This window comes from Prauserella endophytica, from assembly GCF_005146945.1.
In the GTDB taxonomy this organism is placed as follows: Bacteria; Actinomycetota; Actinomycetes; order Mycobacteriales; family Pseudonocardiaceae; genus Prauserella_A; species Prauserella_A endophytica.
Genome location: NZ_SWMS01000002.1, coordinates 550275 through 573265, shown reverse-complemented (window position 1 = coordinate 573265; position 22991 = coordinate 550275). Strand labels below are relative to the sequence as shown.

22 protein-coding genes are annotated in these 22991 nt (G+C 71.8%); 19 read left to right on the top strand and 3 right to left on the bottom strand.

Annotated elements, in window-relative coordinates; translation table 11 throughout:
- Both FCN18_RS06560 and FCN18_RS06555 read right to left on the bottom strand, forming a co-directional pair.
- Complete coding sequence (locus FCN18_RS06560; RefSeq protein ID WP_137093821.1) at nucleotides 1-1032, bottom strand: phosphotransferase family protein; 1032 nt, start codon at nucleotides 1030-1032, stop codon at nucleotides 1-3.
- Nucleotides 1029-2222, bottom strand: a complete 1194-nt coding sequence (locus FCN18_RS06555; RefSeq protein WP_112270188.1) for an acyl-CoA dehydrogenase family protein — start codon at nucleotides 2220-2222, stop codon at nucleotides 1029-1031. The genes FCN18_RS06560 and FCN18_RS06555 overlap by 4 nt, the downstream gene beginning before the upstream one ends.
- Before the next feature lie 117 nt (nucleotides 2223-2339).
- Between FCN18_RS06555 and FCN18_RS06550 the strand changes: the two genes are divergently transcribed.
- From FCN18_RS06550 to FCN18_RS06475, 17 genes are all read left to right on the top strand, one after another.
- Nucleotides 2340-2927, top strand: a complete 588-nt coding sequence (locus FCN18_RS06550; protein WP_112270186.1) for a TetR/AcrR family transcriptional regulator — start codon at nucleotides 2340-2342, stop codon at nucleotides 2925-2927.
- A 68-nt stretch (nucleotides 2928-2995) separates the two neighbouring features.
- Nucleotides 2996-3199, top strand: a complete 204-nt coding sequence (locus tag FCN18_RS06545; RefSeq protein WP_110336221.1) for a hypothetical protein — start codon at nucleotides 2996-2998, stop codon at nucleotides 3197-3199.
- A 108-nt stretch (nucleotides 3200-3307) separates the two neighbouring features.
- Entirely contained in the window at nucleotides 3308-4588 is a 1281-nt protein-coding gene (locus FCN18_RS06540) for an acyl-CoA dehydrogenase family protein (protein ID WP_112270184.1), read from the top strand.
- A complete protein-coding gene (locus FCN18_RS06535; RefSeq protein WP_113641909.1) occupies nucleotides 4585-5604 on the top strand; it encodes a phosphotransferase family protein in 1020 nt (339 codons plus the stop codon). The genes FCN18_RS06540 and FCN18_RS06535 overlap by 4 nt, the downstream gene beginning before the upstream one ends.
- A gap of 101 nt (nucleotides 5605-5705) precedes the next feature.
- Nucleotides 5706-6737: an LLM class flavin-dependent oxidoreductase gene (locus FCN18_RS06530; RefSeq protein WP_112270180.1), complete on the top strand. Its 1032-nt coding sequence runs from the start codon at nucleotides 5706-5708 to the stop codon at nucleotides 6735-6737.
- Nucleotides 6734-8323 (top strand): long-chain-fatty-acid--CoA ligase, encoded by a 1590-nt coding sequence (locus FCN18_RS06525; RefSeq protein ID WP_137093819.1) that lies wholly within the window; start codon nucleotides 6734-6736, stop codon nucleotides 8321-8323. Before FCN18_RS06530 ends, FCN18_RS06525 begins: the two co-directional genes overlap by 4 nt.
- A complete protein-coding gene (locus FCN18_RS39700; protein WP_206077819.1) occupies nucleotides 8320-9438 on the top strand; it encodes an LLM class flavin-dependent oxidoreductase in 1119 nt (372 codons plus the stop codon). The genes FCN18_RS06525 and FCN18_RS39700 overlap by 4 nt, the downstream gene beginning before the upstream one ends.
- Before the next feature lie 30 nt (nucleotides 9439-9468).
- On the top strand, nucleotides 9469-10269 hold the full coding sequence (locus FCN18_RS39695; RefSeq protein WP_199542692.1) for an alpha/beta fold hydrolase: 801 nt from the start codon (nucleotides 9469-9471) through the stop codon (nucleotides 10267-10269).
- Nucleotides 10266-10982: an SDR family NAD(P)-dependent oxidoreductase gene (locus FCN18_RS06515; protein ID WP_112270177.1), complete on the top strand. Its 717-nt coding sequence runs from the start codon at nucleotides 10266-10268 to the stop codon at nucleotides 10980-10982. Before FCN18_RS39695 ends, FCN18_RS06515 begins: the two co-directional genes overlap by 4 nt.
- 117 nt (nucleotides 10983-11099) lie before the next feature.
- A complete protein-coding gene (locus FCN18_RS06510) occupies nucleotides 11100-11525 on the top strand; it encodes a nuclear transport factor 2 family protein (RefSeq protein WP_137093816.1) in 426 nt (141 codons plus the stop codon).
- Nucleotides 11526-11562: 37 nt separating this feature from the next.
- Nucleotides 11563-12648 (top strand): LLM class flavin-dependent oxidoreductase, encoded by a 1086-nt coding sequence (locus FCN18_RS06505; RefSeq protein WP_112270173.1) that lies wholly within the window; start codon nucleotides 11563-11565, stop codon nucleotides 12646-12648.
- 61 nt (nucleotides 12649-12709) lie between these two features.
- Nucleotides 12710-13213: a flavin reductase family protein gene (locus FCN18_RS06500; RefSeq protein WP_112270171.1), complete on the top strand. Its 504-nt coding sequence runs from the start codon at nucleotides 12710-12712 to the stop codon at nucleotides 13211-13213.
- Nucleotides 13207-14505 (top strand): bifunctional 3,4-dihydroxy-2-butanone-4-phosphate synthase/GTP cyclohydrolase II, encoded by a 1299-nt coding sequence (locus FCN18_RS06495; RefSeq protein WP_170200516.1) that lies wholly within the window; start codon nucleotides 13207-13209, stop codon nucleotides 14503-14505. The genes FCN18_RS06500 and FCN18_RS06495 overlap by 7 nt, the downstream gene beginning before the upstream one ends.
- 41 nt (nucleotides 14506-14546) lie before the next feature.
- Entirely contained in the window at nucleotides 14547-16403 is a 1857-nt protein-coding gene (locus tag FCN18_RS06490; RefSeq protein ID WP_113641902.1) for a GAF domain-containing protein, read from the top strand.
- 108 nt (nucleotides 16404-16511) lie between these two features.
- A complete protein-coding gene (locus tag FCN18_RS06485) occupies nucleotides 16512-17273 on the top strand; it encodes an SDR family NAD(P)-dependent oxidoreductase (protein WP_112270166.1) in 762 nt (253 codons plus the stop codon).
- Nucleotides 17274-17660: 387 nt separating this feature from the next.
- Nucleotides 17661-18848, top strand: coding sequence for an NAD(P)/FAD-dependent oxidoreductase (locus tag FCN18_RS06480; protein WP_137093814.1), 1188 nt, complete (start codon nucleotides 17661-17663; stop codon nucleotides 18846-18848).
- Nucleotides 18849-18876: 28 nt separating this feature from the next.
- Nucleotides 18877-19773 (top strand): RNA polymerase sigma-70 factor, encoded by an 897-nt coding sequence (locus FCN18_RS06475; protein WP_112270164.1) that lies wholly within the window; start codon nucleotides 18877-18879, stop codon nucleotides 19771-19773.
- Nucleotides 19774-19953: 180 nt separating this feature from the next.
- On the opposite strand, the gene FCN18_RS06470 is transcribed toward FCN18_RS06475, so the two are convergent.
- Nucleotides 19954-21210 carry a hypothetical protein gene (locus tag FCN18_RS06470; protein ID WP_137093811.1) on the bottom strand — a complete coding sequence of 419 codons (1257 nt, stop codon included), beginning with the start codon at nucleotides 21208-21210 and terminating at the stop codon, nucleotides 19954-19956.
- Nucleotides 21211-21741: 531 nt separating this feature from the next.
- Between FCN18_RS06470 and FCN18_RS06465 the strand changes: the two genes are divergently transcribed.
- Nucleotides 21742-22068 (top strand): hypothetical protein, encoded by a 327-nt coding sequence (locus FCN18_RS06465; protein ID WP_137093809.1) that lies wholly within the window; start codon nucleotides 21742-21744, stop codon nucleotides 22066-22068.
- Nucleotides 22069-22145: 77 nt separating this feature from the next.
- Complete coding sequence (locus FCN18_RS06460) at nucleotides 22146-22985, top strand: ABC transporter ATP-binding protein (RefSeq protein WP_112270161.1); 840 nt, start codon at nucleotides 22146-22148, stop codon at nucleotides 22983-22985.
- The last annotated feature ends 6 nt before the right edge of the window (nucleotides 22986-22991 follow it).

Sequence of the window (22991 nt, the reverse complement as noted above, 5' to 3'; positions counted from 1 at the left end):
TCACGAATTCGTTGCCAGGGCCCGGAGCCCGGCGGCGGCCAGCGGGGCCACCGCCTCGCCCACGCGCTCGAAGCCCGACCCCCTGGTCAGGCCCTGCTGGAAGCGGGCGTGGATGCCCTCGGCGATCACGGCGATCTTGAAGTACCCGAGCCCGAGGTAGAAGTCGAGGCGGCCGAGGTCCCGCCCGGCGACCTCGGCGTAGCGCTGTGCGAGCTCCTCCACCGGCGGCAGCCGGTCGCTCGTGGACGGCGCCGAGCCCGCGAGGACGGGCGCGAACGCGGGGTCGGCGTAGACGAGGTGCAGGCCGAGATCGGCCAGCGGGTCACCGAGCGTGGCCATCTCCCAGTCCACGATCGCCAGCACGCGTCCCGGGTCGCCGGGGTCGAGGATGGCGTTGTCGATCCGGAAGTCGCCGTGCACGATCGACGCGCCGCTCTCCTGCGGGCACAGGTCGGCGAGGCGCGCGTGGAGCCTCTCGATGTCGCCGAGCGAGCGCGTTCGCACGCGTTCCCACTGGTCGCGCCAACGCCGCACCTGACGCCCGAGGTAGCCTTCCGGCCGCCCGAAGCCACCCAGGCCTACCGCGACGGGGTCCACGGCGTGCAGCCGGGCCAGCGCGTCCACGAGGCCGTATGCGCAGCGGGCGATGTCCGGATCGGACAGTGCGTGCAGCTGCCCCGTGGTGCGCAGCACGGAGCCCTCGACGTACTCGACGATCGAGCACGGCACCCCGAGCACATCCGCTTCGGCGAAAGCGACGGCGCGTGCGACCGGCACGTCGCTGTTCCCCAGCGCGGCGACCACCCGGTACTCGCGGCCCATGTCGTGCGCCGACGGGGTGAGCCCGCCCAGCGGCGGGCGGCGCAGCACCCACCGCCGCCGCCCGTCCGAGAGCAGGTAGGTCAGGTTCGAGCGCCCGCCCTGCAGCAGCTCGGCGCGCAGCGTGCCGCCGAAGCCGGGGACGTGCCCGGCGAAGAACGCCTCCAGCGCGGGCAGGTCGAGACCGTCCGGTGTGGACCGATCGGCGGTCATCCGGCCACCTGCGCGTCGTGGCGGCGCAGGACCCGCCGGGCGATGGCCCAGCGGTGCGTCTCCGAGGGCCCGTCGTAGATCCGGAACGGCCGGACCTCCCGCAGGAACCGGCCCAGCAGCAGGTCGCCCGAGATGCCCAGCGAGCCGCAGATCTGCACCGCGCGGTCGACCACGCGCCAGATCGCCTCGGCACAGAACGTCTTGGCGATCGAGGTGGACTGCGACGCCGAGCGGCCCTGGTCCAGCTCCCAGCACGCCCGCAGGATAAGCCCACGGGCCGCGGCGATGTCGATCTCGCTGTCAGCGATCAGCTGCTGGACCATGCCCAGCTCGCCCAGCCGGGAGCCGAACAGCTCGCGCTCCGCGGCGCGCGCGACGGCGATGTCCTGTGCGCGCCTTGCGATGCCGAGCCAGCGCATGCAGTGCGTCATCCGCGCGGGCCCGAGCCGAACCTGCGCGTAACGGAAACCCTCGTCGACCTCGCCGAGCACCGCCTCGTCCGGCACAACGCAGTTGTCGAAGACGAGCTCGATGTGCCCGCCGTACAGGCTTTCGTCCAGCGTGTCGATGTGCCGCACCGGCTTCATGCCGGGGTTGTCGGCGTCGACGAGGAACATCGTCGCTCCCCCGGCCTCCCCTGGCCGGCCCGACGTCCTCGCCATGCAGATGGCGAACCCGGCGCCGTCCGCGCCGGTGATGAACCACTTGTGCCCGTCGATGCGCCACCCACCGGGCACTCGGGTGGCCGTCGTGGCGAGCGCCCCGGGGTCGGAACCCGCTCCGGGCGCCGGCTCGGTCATCGCGAAGCACGACCGGATCTCGCCCGCCGCGAGCGGCCGCAGGTAGCGCTCCTTCTGCTCGTCGGTCGCGATCGCCTCGAGCATGTGCATGTTGCCCTCGTCCGGCGCCGCGATGTTCAGCGCGAGCGGGCCCAGCAGCGAGTAGCCGGCCTCCTCGAACACGGCGGCCCGGCCCCGCATGTCGAGCCCGTGCCCGCCGTACGCCGCGCCGACGTGCGGGGCGAAGATCCCGGCTTCCTTGGCGCCTGACTGCAGGGTCGCCCGGATCTCCTCCGTCCGCGCGACGCCGTCGTTCGCCTCCTCGACGGGGATCACCACGTCGCGGACGAAGCCGGCGGTGCGCCGGGCGAGCTCGGCGACGTCCGGGCTGGGAGTGAGGTCGACGGCCATGGCGCCTCCACGTTAGCTAATGAACATTAGCCGTGACGTTAGCGCCGAGCCCGCACGGAATCAATCAACGCGAAGACGTCCGCTAACATGAGTTAGCTCACGGGAGCTGGAGGTGACGTGGACCGGTTCGCCGACATCCGGACGGCAGCGCTCGAGCTGTTCACCCGCAAGGGATACGAGGCCACGACGATGGCCGACCTCGGCGCGGCCGTCGGGATGCGCGCCCCGAGCCTCTACAAGCACGTCGACTCCAAACAGGACGTTCTCGCGCGGATCATGACCGCCACGATGACGGAACTGCTCGCCGTGCACCGCACTGCCGTCGCCACCACCGCCGACCCCGTCGAACGCCTGCGGCGCGCCACCGAGGCCCACGTCCGCTACCACGCGCGACACCGCCTGGAGGCGTTCGTCGGCAACCGCGAGATCCGGGCACTGGTGGAACCTCATCGCGGCCGCGTGCTCGCTCTGCGCTCCGAGTACGAGGCCGCCTTCCGCGAGCTCGTCGAGGCGGGCGTCGCCACGGGCGACTTTCACGTCGCCTCGGTCAAGCTCGCCTCCTACGCGATCCTCGACCTCGGCATGGGCGTGGCCGTCTGGTACCGCGAGGACGGCGAGTACAGCGAGGACACACTGGTCTGGCAGTACAGCGAGTTCGCCCTCAACATCGTGGGCGCGGCAACCCGTCAGGTGGAACCTTCTTGAGTTCCCGCATGCGGCGAGTGACATTTGAATCACGCAGTGTCGCCATTCGCATGGAGGAGGGGCCGGAGATGGGAATCTGGGCCGGGGTCGCACGCGCGCTCGACAAGTCCGCCGACAAGGTCGCCACCCGCAAGGGCAAGGTGGTGCGGACGACGAAGAAGGTGGTCGACGGGCTCTGTGTCGGGTGCCTGCGCCCGACCGGCAAGCAGCAGTGCGGGGTTCCGTGCTGCGGCCGGACCCAGTGCATGCGCGTGGTGATCGAGCGCATCTGACCCTCGCTGTGGGAGTCCACAAATCCGGCCGTGCCCGGCGCTGGCCTACGGACCAGGGACGTTCCTAGCGTTGAGCCGTTCATCGACAGCGGATCGAGAGGGCGGCAGATGACCTGGGACTTCTCCACCGAACCCGAGTTCGCGGCGAAGCTGGACTGGGCACGCGAGTTCGTGCGCGAGGAGATCTACCCACTCGAGGTGCTCGACCTCGACCACGCCGGATTCCGGAAGCTGGCCACTCCGCTGCAGCAGCGGGTCAAGGAGCACGGCCTGTGGGCCGCCCACCTCGGCCCCGAGCTCGGCGGCCAGGGGTACGGACAGCTCAAGCTCGGCCTCCTGCACGAGATCCTCGGCACCAGCGAACTGGCGCCGTACGTCTTCGGCTGCCAGGCGCCGGACTCGGGCAACGCCGAGCTGCTCGCGCTCGCGGGCACGGAGGAACAGCGTGCCCGCTGGATGCGCCCGCTGCTCGACGGGACGCTGCTCAGCGCGTTCTCCATGACGGAGCAGGGCACCGGCTCGGATCCGCGGCAGTTCACCACCTCGGCGAGGCTCGAGGGAGGTGACTGGGTGCTCAATGGCCGCAAGTGGTTCGTCGGCAACGCCTCGCGCGCCGACTTCCACATCGTCATGGCGGTCACCGAGCCCGACGCGCCCCCGCACCACCGGATGTCGATGCTCATCGTGCCCACCGGCGTTCCCGGCATCGAGACGCGCGAGCTCGGTCTCATGAACGACCCTGAGCACCGCAATCCCGTGTGGTCGCACTGCGAGGTCGGCTACCACGACGTGCGCGTGCCCGCGCAGAACCTGCTCGGCGGCCGCGGCGATGCGTTCGCGCTGGCCCAGCAGCGGCTCGGCCCAGGCCGGATCCACCACTGCATGCGCTGGATCGGCGTGTGCCGCAGGGCGTTCGACATGCTGTGCGAGCGCGCTGTGAGCATCGACGTGCACGGCAGCCTGCTCTCGGAGAAGCAGACCGTGCAGAACTGGGTGGCCGACTCCGCCGCGGCGATCGAGTCCGCCAGGCTGCTGACCTTGCAGACGGCATGGAAGATCGACCAGGTCGGCGCCAAGGAGGCGCGCACCGACATCGCGATGATCAAGTACCACGGCGCCGCCGTGCTGCACGACGTGATCGACAGGGCGATCCAGGTGCACGGGTCGCTGGGCTTCTCGACGGACCTGCCGCTGGAGCAGATGTACCGCTGGGCCCGCGCGGCGCGGATCTACGACGGGCCAGACGAGGTCCACCGGGTGACCGTCGCGAAACGCCTGCTCAAGGGCTACTCCGCCCGCGCGGTCCCCACCGAGCACATCCCGACCCGCCGCGCGGACGCGCTGGAGCGGTTCCGCGGCCAGCTCGACCTCGCGATGGCCGCGGGATGACCGCCACGGCACTGGGCCGCCCGGTCGCGGACTGGCTCACCGAGCACACCGGCAGGCCGGGGCCGTGGGAGCTGCGCCGCCTCGCCGGCGGCAACTCCAACGAGACCTGCCTGCTGACCTGTGCCGGCACCGAGTACGTGCTGCGCAGGCCGCCACGGCAGGCGCTGTCGGCCTCGGCGCACAGCGTCGCCAGGGAGCACCGGCTGCTCTCCGCTCTGGAGGGCACCGCCGTCGCCGCGCCCCGGCCGGTCGCGCTGTGCGACGACGCGAGCGTGCCGATGGCGCCGTTCCTGGTCATGGAGCACGTGCCCGGCGCGGTGTCGATCACCAGCGAGCTGCCGGAGGCATACCGCGACCACCCGGATGCGCTCACCAGGCTGGCCGACGAGGTCGTCGACGCGCTCGCGGCGATCCACCTCGCCGACTGGCGTGGGGCGGGGCTCGGCGATTTCGGCCGCCCGGCGAACTTCCTCGAACGGCAGGTCCCCCGCTGGTACGGGCAGTGGAAGGGCATCGCCCGCCGCCCGCTGCCCATGCTGCGCCGCGTCGCCCGGTGGCTGGAGGACAATCGCCCCGAGGACGGCCCGCCCGCCTTGCTGCACGGAGACTTCCACCTCGACAACTGCCTGTTCTCGGTGCACGAGCCCCGGTTGCTCGCGGTGATCGACTGGGAGATGGCCACGATCGGCGATCCGCTGCTCGACCTCGGGCTGCTGCTCGCGTTCTGGGGCGAACGGCCCCGCCCCGGCATGCCCGCGATCCAGGCCGTTTCGCGTCTGCCGGGCGCGCCCACGCGCGATCACCTGCTCGCGCGGTACCGCGAGGCGGTGGGCAGGCCCGTGGAGAACGTCGGGTACTACGTCTGCCTGGCGCTGTTCAAACTCGCGGCCATCGTCGAGGCGGCCTACTCGCAGTACCTCGCCGGGGAGCTGGACACCCCCTACGCGGCGGCGCTGGAGCACGACGTGCCCGCGCTGCTGGACGAGGCGGCCGCCGCGGCCGGCCTCGGCGGGTGATTTGGAGTTCCCCACAACCACGGCCTCCGGTTCACCTTGGGCGCCCCGCACCCGGCGGGGCACGCTCGACGGGCACCGGCAACGTCGACAAAGGAGACGGCGTGAGCGAGCAGGACCGCACCTTCGGACTCTGGTACGACTTCCGCAACCCCCAGCGCTGGCATCGCCCGTTCAGCACCCTCTACCGGGAGGCGCTCGACCAGATCGCCTGGGCCGAGGGCCTCGGCCTCGGCTCCGTCTGGCTGACCGAGCATCACTTCTGCGACGACGGCTACACCCCGTCCCCGTTCGCGCTGGCGGCGGCGATCGGGGAACGCACGTCCACGATGACGATCGGCACCAACCTCATCGTCGCCCCCCTGCACAACCCCGTGCGCCTCGCCGAGGACGCCGCCACGGTCTCGCTGCTCACCGGCGGCCGGTTCGAGCTCGGCGTCGGGCAGGGCTACTGGGCACCGGAGTTCGCGGCGTTCGACCGCGACCTCCGCCACCGGCCGAGCCTGCTGGAGGAGAGCATCGCGCTCATCCGCCGAGCCTGGTCGGGAAGCGGCGAACCCTTCGAGGGCAAGCGGTTCCGGCTGCCCTCGGTGCGCGTCACCCCCGCGCCGGAGCGGACCCCGAAACTGCTCGTCGGCGCGATGGCCGACCGGGCGATCGAACGCGCCGCCCGCATCGGCGACGGCTTCCTCAGCACCCAGAACGCCCATCACCAGTCCTATGTGGATGCGCTGGAGCGGGTCGGGAAGTCCCCGGAGGACGGCGAGATCTACGCGGGCCAGTGGGCGGTGATCGCGGAGGACCCGGAACGCGAGTGGTCCCGGATCGGCGAGCACGCGCTGTACCAGCTGAACAATTACATCTCGTGGGGTGCTTTCGGCCCGCCTGACGAAGTCCCGCGCTTCACCGACCCCGGCCAGATCCTCGACGCCGGCGCCTTCCAGCTGTGGGACCCGGCCACGGCGGTCGACGAGCTGACCACGCTGTTGCGGGACCGGCCGCAGATCAAGGACGTGCACTTCTGGGCCCAGCTGCCTGGCGAGCCGGTGGAGAGCGGCTCGGCGCGCGTGGAGCTGCTGGCCACGAAGGTGGTTCCGCAGGTGCGGCAGCGGCTGGCGGTCGAGGTGGCGGCGTGACCACTCCCCTGCTGCTCACCGACCTGCTCGATCGCTCCAGGGAGCTGTTTCCCGACAAGGAGATCGCGCAGTACGGCGACGGCGGGCCACGGCGCCGCTACCGCTACCGGGACTACTACGACCGGGTCGCCCGGCTCGCGGGCGCGCTCAGGGAGCTGGGGGTGCGGCCCGGTGACCGGGTCGCCACCCTGGCGTGGAACCACGATCGCCACCTGGAGCTATACCTCGCCGTGCCGCTGGCCGGCGCGGTGCTGCACACGGTGAACCTGCGGCTCGAACCCGGCGAGATCGCCTACATCCTCGACCACGCGGACGACCGGGTCGTGGTGGCCGACACGGCCTTGCTGCCCGCCCTCGAGCAGGCGCGCGCGGCCCGCCCCGGCATGTTCGTCGTCGGCACGGACGGCAGCGCGCCCGGTGTGCTGGACTACGAGGACCTGATCGAGACCGGCTCGCCGCTGTCCGGCCCACCCGATGTGGGCGAGAACGACCTCGCCGCGCTCTGCTACACGTCGGGCACCACAGGCCCGCCCAAGGGCGTCGGCTACTCCCACCGCTCGCTGTACCTGCACACGTTCGCCGCGTGCCTCGCCGACGGGCACGCGATCAGCGAGCGCGACACCGTGCTGCACGTCGTGCCGATGTTCCACGCCAACGCCTGGGGCATCCCGTTCGCCGCGCTGATGACCGGAGCGAACCAGGTGCTGCCCGGCCCGCGCCCGGCTCCGGCCGACATCGCGCGGATCATCGAGTCGGAGCGGGTGACCTACACCGGCATGGTGCCCACGGTCGCGGTCGACCTGGCCCGGTACGCCCTCGCGCGGGGCACCGACCTGAGCAGCCTCCGCGCGCTCGTGCTCGGCGGCTCGCCGCCGAGCGACGACCTGGTGCGCACCTTCACCGAGGACCTCGGCGTCCCCGTCTTCCAGGGCTGGGGCATGACCGAGATCAGCCCGATGGGCACGTTCGCGCGGCCGCTGCCGTCGGCCGACCACGACCCCGCGGCGCGGCGGCGGTTCGTCCGCACCCAGGGCAGGCTGCTGCCGGGCCTGCGCTGGCGGCTGGTTGACGACGAGGGCCGCGACCAGCCCCACGACGGCAAGACCCCCGGCGAGCTGCTGGTCCGGGGGCCGTGGGTGGCCGGCTCATACTTCCGCGACGAGCACCCGGAGAGCTTCACCGACGGCTGGCTTCGCACCGGCGACGTCGCCACGATCGACCCCGACGGCTACCTGGAGATCGTCGACCGCGCCAAGGACCTGATCAAGAGCGGTGGCGAGTGGATCAGTTCGGTGGCGCTGGAGCAGGCGCTGCTGCACGATCCGGCCGTCGCCGAGGCCGCGGTGATCGCCGTCCCGCACGAACGCTGGCAGGAACGTCCGCTCGCCTTCGTCGTCCTCCACCCGCCCGCCGAGGACACCGAGGACACCGAGCCCGCCGACCTGCTCGCCGGCCTCCGCGAGCGCGTGCCCCGGTGGTGGTTGCCCGAGCAGGTGCTCGTGGTCGACGCGCTGCCGAGGACGAGCGTCGGCAAGCTCGACAAACGCGCCCTGCGCGACCGGGCCCGTGCCGGGAGGTTCGCGTGAGGTTCGGCGTGTTCTACGTGCTGGAGTGCCCTGACCACGACTTCTCCAGGGCCTACCGCGAGATGCTGGCGCAGATCAGCTACGCCGAGCATCTCGGGTTCGACGAGGTGTGGCTGGCCGAGCACCACGGCAGCGACTACGGCTCGATGCCCTCGCCGCAGGTCGCCGCCGCGGCCGTCGCCGAGCGCACGGAGCGGATGCGGATCGGCATCGCGGTCAGCAACCTGACGTTCGACTGGCCGGTGCGCGTCGCCGAGGACTACGCGATGGTCGACGTGCTCTCCGGGGGACGGCTCGACTTCGGCGCGGGCCGGGGGTACCAGCCCGGCGAGTTCCACAACATGGGCGTCGGCGACCGGCAGGACGTCAGCCGCGAGGTGTTCGCCGAGGCGCTGGAGATCATCCGGGGGCTGTGGAGCCGGAAGCCGGGTGAGCCGTTCTCGTTCCAGGGCGAGCATTTCGACATCGACGCCGTCGAGTGCAGACCGACGCCGGTGCAGCGGCCGACCCCGCCGATGTACGTCGCCTCGATCAGCCCACAGACGTTCGACCTGGTCGCCTCGCAGGGCTACAACATGCTCATCACGCCGACCCTGATGACGCTGCCCGAGCTGAATCGCCTCGTGGTGGACATCAAGCGCAAGCTCATCGCGGGAGGGCGTGACCCGCTCTCGCTCGACTTCCCGATGAACTGGCAGATCCACCTCGCCGGGAGCGCCGAGGAGGCCGTGGCCAACGTCGCCGAGCCGCTGGCCTGGTACTACCGCAACGTGCTCGACCTCGTGCCGAGCGGGCCCGAGGTGCCGAGGACCTACGAGCGCTACGCCGAGCTCGTGGCCGCCTCGGAGGAGGCGGGCGGGCTGACGCTGGACGGGCTGCGCGAGAGCGGAGTCCTCTACGTCGGCGATCCGGACGGGCTCGTCACCGAGATCGAGACGCTGTACCAGGAAACGGGCCTGCAGCACCTGATCTGCTGGATGCGCTTCGGCGGCCTCGCGCACGAGAAGGTGCTCAGCTCGCTGGAGCTGTTCGCCGAGCACGTCCTGCCGCGGTTTCGCGACCGGCCGCCGGTCGTGCCGCGCGCACTGCGCGACGAGGTCGCCGCGATTCGCTGAGCCCAGCCCGAGAGAGAGAAAGGCGGAACCATGGCACATCTAGAGGTCGAGGGAAGCAGGCGGATCTACTTCGAGCACCACCACGGCTCTGGTCGTCCGGTCGTGCTGGTGCACGGCTGGGGAGCCAACGCCCGTTGCTGGGACACCGTCGCGCCCGCGCTGCGGGCCAACGGCAACGAGGTGGTGCTGCTGGACCTGCGCACGTGCGGCCGCTCCGACAACGACTTCGAGGACGTCTCGATCAGCGCGCTGGGCGCCGACGTCGCGCTGCTCTGCGAGCGGCTCGGACTGCGCCGGCCGGTCGTCAACGGCTGGTCGCTTGGCGGAGCGGTCGCCGTCGACGCCGTCAGCAGGCTCGGCGGCAACGCGGGCGGGCTGGTGCTGTCGGGCGGCGCGACGCCGCGCTACACCTCGGCGCCGGACTGGCCGCACGGCGGGTCGCTCGACGACGTGCGCGGCGTGCTCGACGGGCTCGCCGCCGACCGCGCCACCACCCTCAAGGGCGTCGCCGACGCGGTCTGCGCGGCACCGGTCAGCGCCGAGGTGGTCAACTGGCTGTGGGGCATGTTCCTGGAGATGGGGCCCCGCGGCGACCACTCGCTGTGGGATCTGGCCGGAATGGACCAGCGCGAAAAGCTGGCGGGTGTGGACGTCCCCGTGCTTTCCCTGCACGGCACGGACGACGCGTTCGTGCCGTTCTCCGGCGGCGAGGCCGCGATGGACCTGTGCCGCGACGCGAAGCTCGTCGCGTTCCCGGGCTGTGGGCACGCGCCGTTCCTGGAGGACCGCGACACCTACCTCGCCGAGCTCACCGGGTTCCTCGGCCGATGAGCACGTGGCTGGTGACGGGCGGCTCCCGCGGCATCGGCCGGGCCGTGGTCGAGCGCGCCGCCGCGGCGGGAGCGGACGTCGCGACGTTCTCCCGCTCCCCCGCCGCCGACCGGGCGGGCCTGCCGGAGCGGTTGCTCGAGGTGAAGACGGACGTGACCGATCCCGAGTCCATCCGCCGCGGTATCGAGACCGTGCGGGAGCAGTTCGGCGGGATCGATGTGGTGGTCAACAGCGCCGGGGTGCACCGGGGTGGCCGGATCGACGGGATCGACCGGGCGGCCTGGGACGAGGTGCTCGCCACCAATCTGACCGGCGCCTTCGAGGTGTGCCGTGCCGTGACCCCGGTGCTGCGCGCGGGCGCGGCCGTGGTCAACGTGGGCGCGGTGGTGGGGCTGCGCGGCTTCCCCGGCGACGTCGCCTACGGCTCGGCCAAGGCGGGGCTGAGCGGGCTCACGCAGGTGCTGGCCGTGGAACTCGCCCCTCGCGGCATCCGGGTGAACCTCGTCGTGCCCGGTTTCGTGGACACCGACATGACCGCGGGCCTCAGCGAGCGGGCGCGGCAGCGCGTGGTCGACACCATCCCGTTCGGACGGACGGGAACGGCGCGGGAGATCGCCGAGGTGATCGTTGCGGTGGCCGGCTCCACCTACATGACCGGCGCGACGGTGCCCGTGGACGGCGGCCTGCTCGCCACGTTCGGGGGAGGCAGGTGATGCGGCGTTGTGCCGACCTCCAACGCCCGCCCGGATCGGCTGTTCGCCGGGCCGGAAACCCTGGCTAGCGTCCACAACAGAGTCCAAGGCCCACCGTTCAATGAGGAGCGACCGCTGATGACGACCGGCACTGGCACCAAGACCGTCGAGGAGCTCAACAAGGACACCGTCGCCTCGTTCATGGAGGTCTTCTCCACGGGCGACGTCGACGGGATCCTGTCCTTCCTCTCCGAGTCCGCCACGTGGTGGGTGGCGGGCGACCTGGACGGCATCTCCGGAACCAAGAGCAAGCGGGAGTTCGGGGAGCAGCTGTCGGGGATCTCCGCGTCGACCGTCACCGGCGCCATCCGGCTCACTCCACTGGCCTGGACAGCCGAGGGTGACCGGGTCGCCGTCGAGACCGAGTCCTATTCGGAGCTGAAGAACGGCCGGGTCTACAACAACCTCTACCACTTCGTGTTCGAGGTGCGCGACGGGAAGATCCAGAGCGTCAAGGAGTTCCTGGACACCGAGCACACCCGCGCGATCTTCCTGGCGCCCTGAACGCGACGCCGAACACTCACGACAGAAAGGATTTCCCATGGACGTCGGCATGCTGCTGGTCTTCCAGAACTGGTTCGAGAACGTCAGCGACGAAGAGGTCTTCACGCGCGAGCTGAAGATGGGCGTGCTCGCCGAGCAGTACGGCTTCGACTCGGTGTGGTCGGCGGAGCACCACTTCGACGACTACTCGATGTGTCCGGACAACCTTCAGATCATGGCCTACATCGCCGGCCAGACCTCGCGGATCAAACTCGGCACGGGTGCGGTGATCCTGCCGTGGAACGACCCGCTGCGCGTGGTGGAGAAGGTCGTGATGCTCGACCACATGTCGAACGGCCGCGTGCTGTTCGGCATGGGCCGGGGCCTCGCGAAGATGGAGTACGAGGGCTTCCGCGTGGACATGAACGAGTCGCGCGGCCGGTTCGACGAGGCCGCCGCGATGATCATCCGCGGGCTGCGGGACGGCTACGTGGAGAACGAAGGGCCGTTCTACCCACAGCCGAGGGTGAACGTCCGGCCCGGCGGGAGCCGCTCGTGGGACGGCAGGCTGTTCGGTGTCGCGATGTCGCCGGACTCGATCCCGGCGGTCGCCGATCTGGGCGCGCAGATGATGACGTTCATGCAGTACGACTTCCCCACGCACGTCGAGGCGCTGGAGCGCTGGCGTGGCCTGCACCGGGAGAAGCACGGCACCGAGCCGGGACCGGCGCTGATCCAGGACTTCGTGTACTGCCACGAGGACCCCGAGGAGGCGAAGCGCGTCGCGCACGAGCACATCTCGCGGTACTTCCTCTCCGTGATCAAGCACTACGACTTCGCGGGCTCCCACTGGCGGGAGACCAAGGGTTACGAGGCCTACCAGGTCGGGGCGGACATGATCCGGGAGGCCGGCATGGAGGCCGCGGCGAGCGCCTACGTCGACGCCAACGTGTGGGGCACCCCGGAGCAGATCGTGGAGAAGTACGCCGAGCGCGCCGAGATCGGCGGGAACTTCATGGCCAACGCCGCGTTCTGCTTCGGCGGCCTGCCACTCGACAAGGCCGAGGCGAGCATGAAGCTGTTCGGCGAGAAGGTCGTGCCCGAGCTGCACAAGATCAAGGCCCGCACCCCCGCCGGAGTGTGAGCCCCCGCCGTGGCCCCGGACCGGTCCGGGGCCACGGCGCTCGACGACGCTGGAGTCGCAGATGGAGACCGTGAGCCCGCCCTCGCTGGCGGACGACTTTCGCGAGGTGATGTCCGGGGTGTGCACCCCGGTCGCCGTGGTGACCACAATGGACGGCGATCGTCCACACGGCACCACCGTGAGCGCGTTCGCCTCGCTGTCGCTGGAGCCCCCGATGGTGCTGGCCGCCCTCGACCGGCGCTCGGAGCTGCTGGCGCTGGTGCGCGCGCGGGGCCGGTTCGGGCTGAACGTGCTCGCGAGCGGTCAGCAGGCACTGGCGACCCGGTTCGCACGCAAGGGAGCCGACAAGTTCCAGGGCGTGCCGTGGCGGACCGAGCACGGGCTGCCCCGGTTGCCGGGCGTGGCCGGCTGGCTCGCCTGCCGGGTGCACCAGCTCGTCGACGGCGGCGATCACGTGATCGCGCTTGGCCTCGTGGACGCCGCGCAACGGCTGGCAGTCTCGCCGCTGACATACCACGCGCGTGGCTTCGGCACGCACCTTCCCGTGACGGGTGAGCGATGCTGACGCCCGGGACACCCGAAGTGCCGGTCTCGCCCGGCGAGGCCGTGCAGCACGCCGTCGCCGCGCTCGCCCAGGGCCGGATGATCGTGGTGCTCGACGACGCCGACCGGGAGGACGAGGGCGATCTGGTCGCGGCGGCGGCGTCGATGACCCCGGAGCGGATGGCCTTCCTCGTGCGGCACAGCACGGGCATCGTGTGCGCGCCGATGACCGGAGAGCGGGCCGACGCCCTGCGCCTGCCGCAGATGGTCGCCGACAACACCGACCTGCACGCCACGGCGTTCACGGTGAGCGTCGACCACGCGCACACCGGCACGGGCGTGTCCGCGCACGACCGCGCCACGACGGTCCGCGCGCTGGCCGACCCCGCGACGCACGCGGGCGACCTGCGCAGGCCCGGCCACATCTTCCCGCTGCGGGCGCGCGAGGGTGGAGTGCTCGTGCGGGCCGGGCACACCGAGGCGGCCGTCGACCTGGTGGGACTGGCCGGGGCCGGGGACGTCGGCGTGATCGGCGAACTCGTGACCGACGACGGTTCGATGCTGCGCGGCGCGGCGCTCACCGCGTTCGCCGAGCGCCACGACCTGCCGATGCTGCGCATCGCCGACCTCGTCCGTTACCGCAGGGCCACGGAACGGCTGGTGGAGCCGGTCGCGAACGCCGCGATGCCCACCGAGTTCGGCGACTTCCGCGCCGTGGCCTACCGCTCGACGCTCGACGGCACGGAGCACCTGGCGCTGGTGCTCGGCGACGTGGCCGCCGCGGGCCGCACCGAGGCGGGCGCGCTGGTGCGCGTGCACAGCGAGTGCCTCACCGGCGACATTCTCGGCTCCCTGCGGTGCGACTGCGGCGCCCAGCTCGAACAGGCCCTGCGGGCGGTGGCCGACGAGGGCTGCGGCGTGGTGGTCTACCTGCGCGGGCACGAGGGCCGCGGCATCGGGCTCGCGCACAAGATCCGCGCGTACGCCCTGCAGGAACAGGGCCTCGACACGGTGGACGCCAACCTCGCGCAGGGCCTGCCCGTCGACTCGCGCAGCTACGGCATCGGCGCCCAGATCCTCACCGACCTCGGGATTCGCAGGCTGCGGCTCATCACGAACAACCCCGCCAAGTACGGCGGCCTCGACGGGCACGGGCTCGACATCGTCGGGCGCGTCCGGCTGCCGGTGTCCCCGACCCCGCACAACGTCCGCTACCTGCGGACCAAGCGCGAGCGGATGGGCCACGAGCTGGCCGAACCGGGGGGCACCGCCCGCTGGGGGCATGGACGTCAGGCGCACGGTAAGGCACAGTGACCTCCAGCTTTGCCCGCACTCAATGGTGAAGGCGGTTCTCGATGCGCGAAACGACCGCGAACGCCGTCGCGCCGCGGCTGCGGGCGGTGCACGCGTCCCGCTCCGCGGCGTCCCACCGCGAACGCGAGGTCATCGCCGCCTTCAGCGAGATCACCACCGAGGCCATCACCACCACGCGGCTGGAGGACCTGCTCGGGCTGCTCGGCAAGCAGCTGTGCCACCTGCTCGGCGTCACCCGCTGTTCGGTGTACCTGCGCCACGAGGACGACCGGTTCCGCGGCGCCGCGGGCTACTGCGAGCACGAGGGCGACATCTCGGCCGCCGTGCAGACCCAGGAGGCCGGGATCAGGGGCGACCGGTTCAGCCGCGAGGTGATCGAGACGGCCGCCCCTGTGCTGATCGACGACGTGCGCAGGGACCCGCGCCCGCACCGCCGCACGATGGAGCACTGGCGGGTCCGGGCCATGCTGGGTGTGCCGCTCGTGTTCGACGGCAAGGTCATCGGCCTGATCTTCGTGGACAACGTCGAGCAGGAGCACGTCTACACCGACGAGGACGTGGCGCTCGCCGAGCTGTTCGCCCGGCTCGGCGCGCTGTTCCTGCGCCAGGCGATGCTCAACGCGCACCTCAAGCGCAAGGCCGCCGAGGTGGTGCGGCAGAAGAACATGCTCGCCCACCTCGCGGACGTGCACCAGAAACTCACCAACGCGGTGCTCGACGGCGCCAGCATCCAGACCGTGGTGACGCTGCTCGGCGAGCTGTCGGCCAAGCCCGTGGTGCTCTACAACGAGGACTTCCAGGTGCTGGCCTGGTCGGCGCCGCCGGGTCTCAAGATGACCGAGCCGCCGGTGCTCGCGCCCCGCGTGCGGGAGCTGCCGTCGGTGCGCGGGACGCTCGCCGGGCTCAGCGCGAGCTGCCCGTCGGCCGTGGTGCCCAGAACGCTGGCCGTGGGGCTCGGCCGCAGGCACCTCATGTGCCGGCTCGTGATCGAGGGCCAGCCCAGCGGCTACGTCGGGATCGTGGAGGTCGGCCGCAGCCTGGAGCACCGGGACAGCAAGCTGGCCGAGCACGGCGCCACGGTGCTCTCGCTGCAGATCCTCTCCGAGCGCAGGCAGGCCGAGGCCGAGGGTCAGGCCCGCGAGGACTACCTGTCCGATCTACTGCACAACACGCGCGACGCCGAACAGCTGGTGCGGCGCAGCCCGCAGTTCGGCATCGACCTCACGCGGCCCCACGTGCTCGTGCGGTTCTCCCTGGGCAAGGCCGACCAGCACGTGAGCGTGTCGGCGGGCCGCAGGCTGGTGATCCAGCAGCTCGCCGCGGCTCTCGGCGAGTCCGATCCCGCCGCGGTGAGCCTGCCCGGCGCGGTGATCGCACTGGTGCCGCTGTCTCGCGACCGGGCGGTGCCGGAGTCGCTGCGGGACACCATCGCCGGCGTGCGCGAGACGCTGTCGCCGGTGCTGAACATTCACACCGCCGTGATCTCCGCTGTGTGCCGCGCTCCCGAGGACTTCCCCATGGCGCACAAGGAACTGCGCGAGGTGGAGGAGCTCGCGCGGTCGTTCGACTGGGGCGGCGGGGTGCTCACGGCCGACGAGCTCGGGCTGTTCCGCGTGGTCGCGGCGAGCGGCCGTGTCAAGGAGGCCGTGCACTTCGCCCACGGGTTCATCGGCCCGCTGCGCGCCGAGGACGACGGCACGTTGCTCGACACCTGGCGCGCCTTCGTCCGGGCCGAGGGCAAGGTGCAGGCCACGGCCACGGAGCTGGGCGTGCACGAGAACACGATCCGCTACCGGCTCGGCAAGATCCGCAAGCTCGTGCAGCGGGACCCCGCGACGCTCGACGGCCTGCTGCAGGCCCGGCTCGCGTTCCAGATCCTGGATCTCGCCGGCTGGTGAGCCGTTGTGGCGGCCGACAACGGGCCGCCGGACGATCCCTGTACGGCCGACACTCCACGGGATTGACTCGGGGCAGCACTGCACGGCAACCCCGCACGGAGGTCGAAGATGCCCCTCGCCAGCACCGTCACCGGCACCGCCATCGTCACCGGAGCCGCACAGGGAATCGGCCGCGCCACCGCCGAACGGCTCGCCGCGGACGGCGCCCACGTGGCCTGCGCCGACATCCAGGACACCGCGAGCACCGTCAAGAGCATCGAGGCGGCGGGCGGTTCGGCCGAGCCGGTGTCGCTGGACATCCGCTCCGCGCGGGACTGGACCTCCGCCGTCGAAGGGCTGCTCGAGCGGCACGGGCGCATCGACTATCTCGCCAACGTCGCCGGCGTGGTGAACATGATCAGCGAGGACACGGTCACCGGGCTCACGGAGGAGGCGTGGGACCACGTCATCGACACCGATCTCAAGGGACCGTGGCTGGGCATGCGCGCGGTGATCCCCGGGATGATCGACAACGGCGGCGGGCGGATCGTGAACATCTCCTCCCTGGCCGCGCTGCGCGGCCTGCCGAACCTGGCGTCCTACAGCGCCGCCAAGGGCGGTGTCGCCGCGCTCACCCGGCAGGCCGCCTTCGAGTACGCCGACCGCAACATCCTCGTCAACGCCATCGCACCAGGCACGATCGACACCCCCATCCTGGGCGACATCACGCCGGAGATGAAGCAGGCCAACGCGAACTCGCACCTCATCCGGCGGCTCGGCCGCCCCGAGGAGATCGCCTCGATGGTCGCCTACTTCTTCCGGGAGGGCTCCTTCCTGACGGGGCTGACCTACGCGGTGGACGGCGGCTGGTCGGCGAAGGGCAACTTCTAGCCCTCCCACCGGTGCGGGGGCACGGCATACGAGCGCCCATCGCGAGTCGCCGCGGGCCAGCCGCCCTTGCCTAGCGGGTCTCGCGGAAGGTCCGCCGCCCCGCGGAGGCCCACGGGACGACGCCTTCGAAACGGCGGACCACGCCGAGCGGTTCGCCGCGGAGATCCCGCAGGCCACACTGGCGCGCGTCCCGGAAACCGGCCACATCCCCACGGAGAGCGCCCGGCCTGCTCGGCCGGGCGCTCGCCGAGTTCTTCACCGCGTAGAGCTCTCACCCCGGCTGCCGGCACCCACGTCGGCTTCTGTGGGTGATCTGTCCCACGGGCTGTTACAGCCAGCGGTCGCCCGGTGTCTTGAGGTCGAACGCCCACGAGCGAAGGAGACACCATGGCTGAGAACACCGAGGTCGTCGTGATCGGCGGCGGGTACGCCGGCGTCATGGCGGCCAACCGGCTGACGCGGCGCGACGACGTGACCGTGACCCTGGTCAACCCGCGCCCGAGCTTCGTCCACCGGATCCGCCTGCACCAGCTGGTGGGCGGTTCGCACGACGCGATCGTCGACTACCGGGAGATCCTGGCCGAGCGCGTCCGGCTGGTCGTCGACACCGCGACCCGGATCGACCCGGCCCGGCGCGCGGTTACGTTGGCGAGCGGCGAGGGCGTCGCCTACGACTACCTGGTCTACGCGCTGGGCAGTGGCAGCGCGGGGCCCCGCGTCTCCGGCGCGACCGAGTTCGCCTATCCGGTCGCCACCCTGGAGGAGGCGCGGCGGCTGCGGTCGGTCCTCGAGGCCGCGCCCGCCACGGCCCCGGTGACCGTGGTCGGAGCCGGTGCGACGGGCATCGAGGTCGCCGCCGAGCTGGCGGAGGAGGGCCGCGCCGTGACCCTCGTCTGCGGCGGGGTGCTCGGTCCGTACCTGCACCCACGAGGCCGGCGCTCGGTCGCAAGGCAGCTGGCCAGGCTCGGGGTGACCGTGCTCGACGGCCCCGGCGTGGAGGTCACGGCCGTGACCCGCGACGCCGTGCGGCTCGGCGACGGCCGCGAGCTTCCTAGCGAGGTGACCATCTGGACCGCCGGGTTCGGCGTGCCGGACCTGGCCGCCCGCAGCGGGCTCAGCACCGACGCCATGGGGCGTCTGCTCACCGATGAGACGTTGACGAGCGTGGACGACGCGCACATCGTCGCCGCCGGAGACTCGGCGGCCCCATCGGGCCTGCCGCTGCGCATGAGCTGCCAGTCCGCGACTCCGCTGGGCGCGCACGCCGCGGACACGGTGCTCGACCGGATCGCCGAAGCGGAACCTGCAACCATCGACCTGGGGTTCTTCGGCCAGTGCATCGGCGTGGGCAGCCGCGCCGCCACCGTGCAGCTAGCCGCCGGCGACGACACCGTGAAGGGGTTCTACCTCGGCGGCCGCATTGCCGCGAAGATCAAGGCGCGGGCTATGCGGGATCTGGTCCACCGGCTGACGGACGAGGGCCGCGAGCCCGGCTCATACACCTGGAAGTTCAAGGACGCCAAGCGTCGGGAGCGGCTCCAGGCCATGCGCGACGAGGCGCCGGCCGCCCGCTGAACGACCCGTGAAGGAGAGGCGGTCGACGTTGAGCGATCACGCCACCGACCCGGCGACGGACGCCTTCGTCGCCCACCGCAACCTGCTCTTCACAGTCGCCTACGAGATGCTCGGCTCGGCGGCCGACGCGGAGGACGTCCTCCAGGAGACCTGGCTGCGGTGGGTCAAAGTGGACCTGGAGCAGGTGCGCGACCAGCGCGCGTACCTGGTCCGGATCACCACCCGGCAGTCGCTCAACCGACTCCGCACCATGACCCGCCGCAAGGAGGCGTACGTCGGCCCCTGGCTGCCCGAACCGCTGCTCACCACACCGGACGTGGCCGAGGACGTCGAGCTCGCCGAGAGCGTGTCGATGGCGATGATGCTCGTCCTCGAGACGCTGTCGCCCACCGAGCGCGCCGTCTTCGTGCTGCGCGAGGCTTTCGAGATCAGCTACGAGGACATCGCGGCCGCCGTGGACAAGAGCCCCGCGGCCGTCCGCCAGATCGCCTACCGCGCCCGCCGGCACGTCGACGCCCGCCGTCCTCGCCAGGTGGTCTCCCCGCACGAGGCCCGGGAGGTGCTGGAGTCGGTCCGGCGCGCACTCGAGACCAGGGACGTACAGAGCCTCCTCGACGTGCTCGCCCCCGATGTCGTGCTGGTGAGCGACGGCGGCGGCGTCAAGCAGGCCGCGCTGCGGCCCGTGGTCGGCGCCGACAAGCTGGTTCGCTTCATGGTCGGCAGCCTCGGCAAGGCCGAAGGCACGATCACCGGTGAGTCCACCGTGGTCAACGGCAACCCGGCACTCGTTCTGCGCCTGGGCGGCGAGCTCGACGGGGTCATGGCGGTCCGGATCGAGGACGGCCGCATCACCGGCGCGTACTACGTCCGCAACCCGGAGAAGCTGACCCGCGTCGCGTGCGAGACCCCGCTGACCCTCCGATGAGCCGGGAGCTGACGCACGCTGGTGTTCTGAACAGCCCCGCCCGTGGCGAGCGGCGAGCCAGACGGCTGGTGTCCCCGCGGGACCCCAGCCACCGAGCTCCGCAAGGCGGAGGGAAGCCCTCGTACCGGGTCCTGCTCGGGCTTTCCGGCAACGCGGTGAGGCGCCGCCTGGGCGGGGGGACTAGTCCGTGGTGGAGACGTCCAGCACAGCGGCAGTGTCGGTGGAGGCCACGACCTCGAAGACCACCGTCGCCCCGGCCGCTCCGAACTGCGCCGTTCCCGGTCCTGTCAGGCGGATCAGGCCGCTGCCGCTGGCCAGCCACACCGTGCCGTCGCTCACGGCGATCGTGAAGACGTTGCCCCGCACGGTGACGTCCTTCGGCCCGGAGACCTCAATCTGGCACGTGCCGCCCTGGCACGCGGCGAAGTCGGTCCCGTTCTCGGCCTTCGGGAGCGTGATGGTGGTCGCCGGGGTCGACGGCTCATCGTCGCAGTGCGGTGCCAGGTGGTAGGCGTCGGCGAGTGCGGGGTGCCTGCGTGCCAGGTCCGGCAGCTCCCTGGCCTTCGGCTCGAGCGCCGACACGGTGGCGGCCGCCTGGCTCGCCCGCTCCCGCAGCTGTCCGAGCGGGACGTCGTGGAGATCGAGTGCCGAGGTCTGCCGCGGCAGCCGGGACGCGGCGTCGCGCAGCGCGCCGACCAGCTCGTCGCGGTAGGCGTCGACCTCGGCGACGCGGGTCTCCTCCAGCCCCGCCAGTGGGTCCACAATGGACGCTACCTGGCTATGAACCGACGTGAGGTAAGACGACAGCTCCATGTCCTCGAACTGCGCGAACCTCGGGTGCTTGAGCAGCTCGTCGCCCGCCGCCGGCAGCGTCTCGATCGACGACACGCCCTCGCACATCGTGTCCGCCCACGTCACCAGCGCGCGCGTCGCGCGGGTGGCCGACTCCGGCGGGCGCTTCAGCGGCGCGCACCGCGGGGCGAGGTGGTAGGACGGCCCGAGGGCCCGCGTGCGTCCGGCGAGCCTGCTGAGCGCGGGCTTCTGCTTCCCGACCTCGTCGACGAGCGCGGTGATCCGTGCCGCGTCGACCTGCTGACCCTCCTCGCCGGTCGGCAGCTGGTCCCGTAGCCGCTCGAGGGCCTTCACCAGGCCGCCGACGTAGCTGTCGGCCTGTTTGATCCCGGACGGCCGGAGCACGTCCAGGGTCTCCAGCGCGGCGACCACGTCGGTGGTCACCGCCGAGGCGTAGTACCCGGAGTCGGCGTGCGACCGGAGGCCGTCGACGAGCTTCACGCTGGTGCACACCGTGTCCGCCCACGCGACGAGCTCCTTGCTCGGCGCGGGGAGCTCCGGGGCGGCCGATGGCTGTCCGCCGGTCGAGCAGCCGGCGACGAGAAGCAGGCCGGCTGCGAGCACGACGGCCGGGCGAGTGCGCATGAGGGGTCCTTTCCGAGTTCCTGCTCCGGTGAAGTTAACGACTTCTGCCAGACGAGAAGCGCGTTCTGACACCAAGCGGCCATCACTCGCCGAGCGGATCCCTCGCTGGCGGCGCGGCGGAGACCCCGCTCGGGCGGGCGCCGCGGCACGGGCGCCACGGCGCTGGCTGTCACCCACCGGCAGCCGCCAGCTCGCGCCTTTGCCGCGTCGGCATCGGCTCGCCGTGGCGACACCCGCGCCCTGCAAGACAGCGAGGAGCACGGCCAGCGATCACGTCGATCGCGAACTCCACGGCGCACTGGAGCCGCCGTGCCATCGCTGGTTTCCTCCGGCGCAGCCGCACGGTGTACACGAAGCGGCACGCCGCCGACTACCGCGTGGTCGCCCACGCCAGCCTGCCCGGCACCCCCCGATCCGCACCGGCCGGTCGTTCGCGATCGAGTCGGGCGCCGGGAGTCCAGCCGCTCCGACGGCGCGTTCCGGGTAGTCCTACTCAGGCGCGGCCAGGGGTCGCCGGGGGACCCTGGAACCATGACCGAACCAGCGGGCGAGAACCGGAACCGCTTCGGCCCGGCTCTCGCCGGCTTCCTGGTGCCGATCGTGCTGCTGTCCGTGGTGGTGCTGGGCTTCCGGCAGCGGCTGTTCTGGGATCTCGGCTGGCGCGGCGGCGAGTACGCACAGGTGTTCCTCGGCGTCGTGCTCGCCGCCGTCCTGGCGGGGATCGTGCTCAAGGCCGCGCGGCCCCGCCCGCCGTGGCGGTCGTTCGGCACCGGCCTGATCCTGGCGGGCACCCTCGGCACCGTGAGCGCCGTCGTGGTGATCGTGGCGATCCTGAACGCCCTGTCGCGAATGTACTGACCGCTACCCGGACGTCTGGAATGTGCTGAGGGCCACAACGCTTGTATGTTAGGCAAGGCTGTCTTTACTGTGAGGCTGTGTCCGCGCCCTCCTCACCCACTGCTGCCGGCGTTTCGGCACGTGAGATCGACGTCGCCTACGGGGACGACGTCGTCGTCCGCGCCGCCTCGATCTCGCTCGACGCGGGCACCGTCACCGCGCTGATCGGCCCCAACGGCAGCGGGAAGTCGACGCTGCTGCGCGCGCTCGCCCGGCTACACCCGCCCGTCGCGGGTGACGTCACCTTCGCCGACGGCGCCGACCTGCGCGCACTGTCCGGCCGGGAGCTCGCCCGGCGGATCACGCTGCTGTCACAGCACCGGACCGCACCCGGCGGCCTGTGCGTGCGCGAGCTGGTGGAGTTCGGCCGGCACCCGCACCGCTCCCGCTGGGGCGGCCGCGATCCCGAAGGACCCTCGGCGGTGGAACGCGCCATGGAGCTGACCGGGCTCACCGCACTGGCCGAGCGGCCGGTGCAGGCTCTGTCCGGCGGGCAGGCGCAGCGGGTGTGGCTCGCGAGCTGCCTCGCCCAGGACACCGCGCTGTTGCTGCTCGACGAGCCGACCAACCACCTCGACCTGCGCTACCAGGTGGAGGTCCTCGACGTGCTACGCGACCTCGCCGACGAGCACGGCGTCGGGGTCGGTGTGGTCCTGCACGACCTCGACCAGGCCGCCGCCGTCGCCGACCGGCTGCTCCTGCTTGAGGGCGGCAGGGTCACCGCGCACGGCGCCCCGCGGGACGTGCTGACCGCCGAGAACCTCACCCGCGCGTACGGCATCCGGGTCGACGTCGACATCGACCCGGTCGACGGCCTCGTGCACACCCGTGCCGTCGGGCGCTTCAACGACGCGGCCGTCCGGGTCGCCTCGGTCTGACCGGCG

Bases quoted from the DNA above. Each gene is read 5' to 3' on its own strand.
- FCN18_RS06560 (WP_137093821.1), bottom strand. From the start codon at position 1,032: ATGACCGCCGATCGGTCCACACCGGACGGTCTCGACCTGCCCGCGCTG.
- FCN18_RS06555 (WP_112270188.1), bottom strand. From the start codon at position 2,222: ATGGCCGTCGACCTCACTCCCAGCCCGGACGTCGCCGAGCTCGCCCGG.
- FCN18_RS06545 (WP_110336221.1), top strand. From the start codon at position 2,996: ATGGGAATCTGGGCCGGGGTCGCACGCGCGCTCGACAAGTCCGCCGAC.
- FCN18_RS06540 (WP_112270184.1), top strand. From the start codon at position 3,308: ATGACCTGGGACTTCTCCACCGAACCCGAGTTCGCGGCGAAGCTGGAC.
- FCN18_RS06535 (WP_113641909.1), top strand. From the start codon at position 4,585: ATGACCGCCACGGCACTGGGCCGCCCGGTCGCGGACTGGCTCACCGAG.
- FCN18_RS39695 (WP_199542692.1), top strand. From the start codon at position 9,469: ATGGCACATCTAGAGGTCGAGGGAAGCAGGCGGATCTACTTCGAGCAC.
- FCN18_RS06515 (WP_112270177.1), top strand. From the start codon at position 10,266: ATGAGCACGTGGCTGGTGACGGGCGGCTCCCGCGGCATCGGCCGGGCC.
- FCN18_RS06510 (WP_137093816.1), top strand. From the start codon at position 11,100: ATGACGACCGGCACTGGCACCAAGACCGTCGAGGAGCTCAACAAGGAC.
- FCN18_RS06505 (WP_112270173.1), top strand. From the start codon at position 11,563: ATGGACGTCGGCATGCTGCTGGTCTTCCAGAACTGGTTCGAGAACGTC.
- FCN18_RS06500 (WP_112270171.1), top strand. From the start codon at position 12,710: ATGGAGACCGTGAGCCCGCCCTCGCTGGCGGACGACTTTCGCGAGGTG.
- FCN18_RS06495 (WP_170200516.1), top strand. From the start codon at position 13,207: ATGCTGACGCCCGGGACACCCGAAGTGCCGGTCTCGCCCGGCGAGGCC.
- FCN18_RS06490 (WP_113641902.1), top strand. From the start codon at position 14,547: ATGCGCGAAACGACCGCGAACGCCGTCGCGCCGCGGCTGCGGGCGGTG.
- FCN18_RS06485 (WP_112270166.1), top strand. From the start codon at position 16,512: ATGCCCCTCGCCAGCACCGTCACCGGCACCGCCATCGTCACCGGAGCC.
- FCN18_RS06480 (WP_137093814.1), top strand. From the start codon at position 17,661: ATGGCTGAGAACACCGAGGTCGTCGTGATCGGCGGCGGGTACGCCGGC.
- FCN18_RS06470 (WP_137093811.1), bottom strand. From the start codon at position 21,210: ATGCGCACTCGCCCGGCCGTCGTGCTCGCAGCCGGCCTGCTTCTCGTC.
- FCN18_RS06465 (WP_137093809.1), top strand. From the start codon at position 21,742: ATGACCGAACCAGCGGGCGAGAACCGGAACCGCTTCGGCCCGGCTCTC.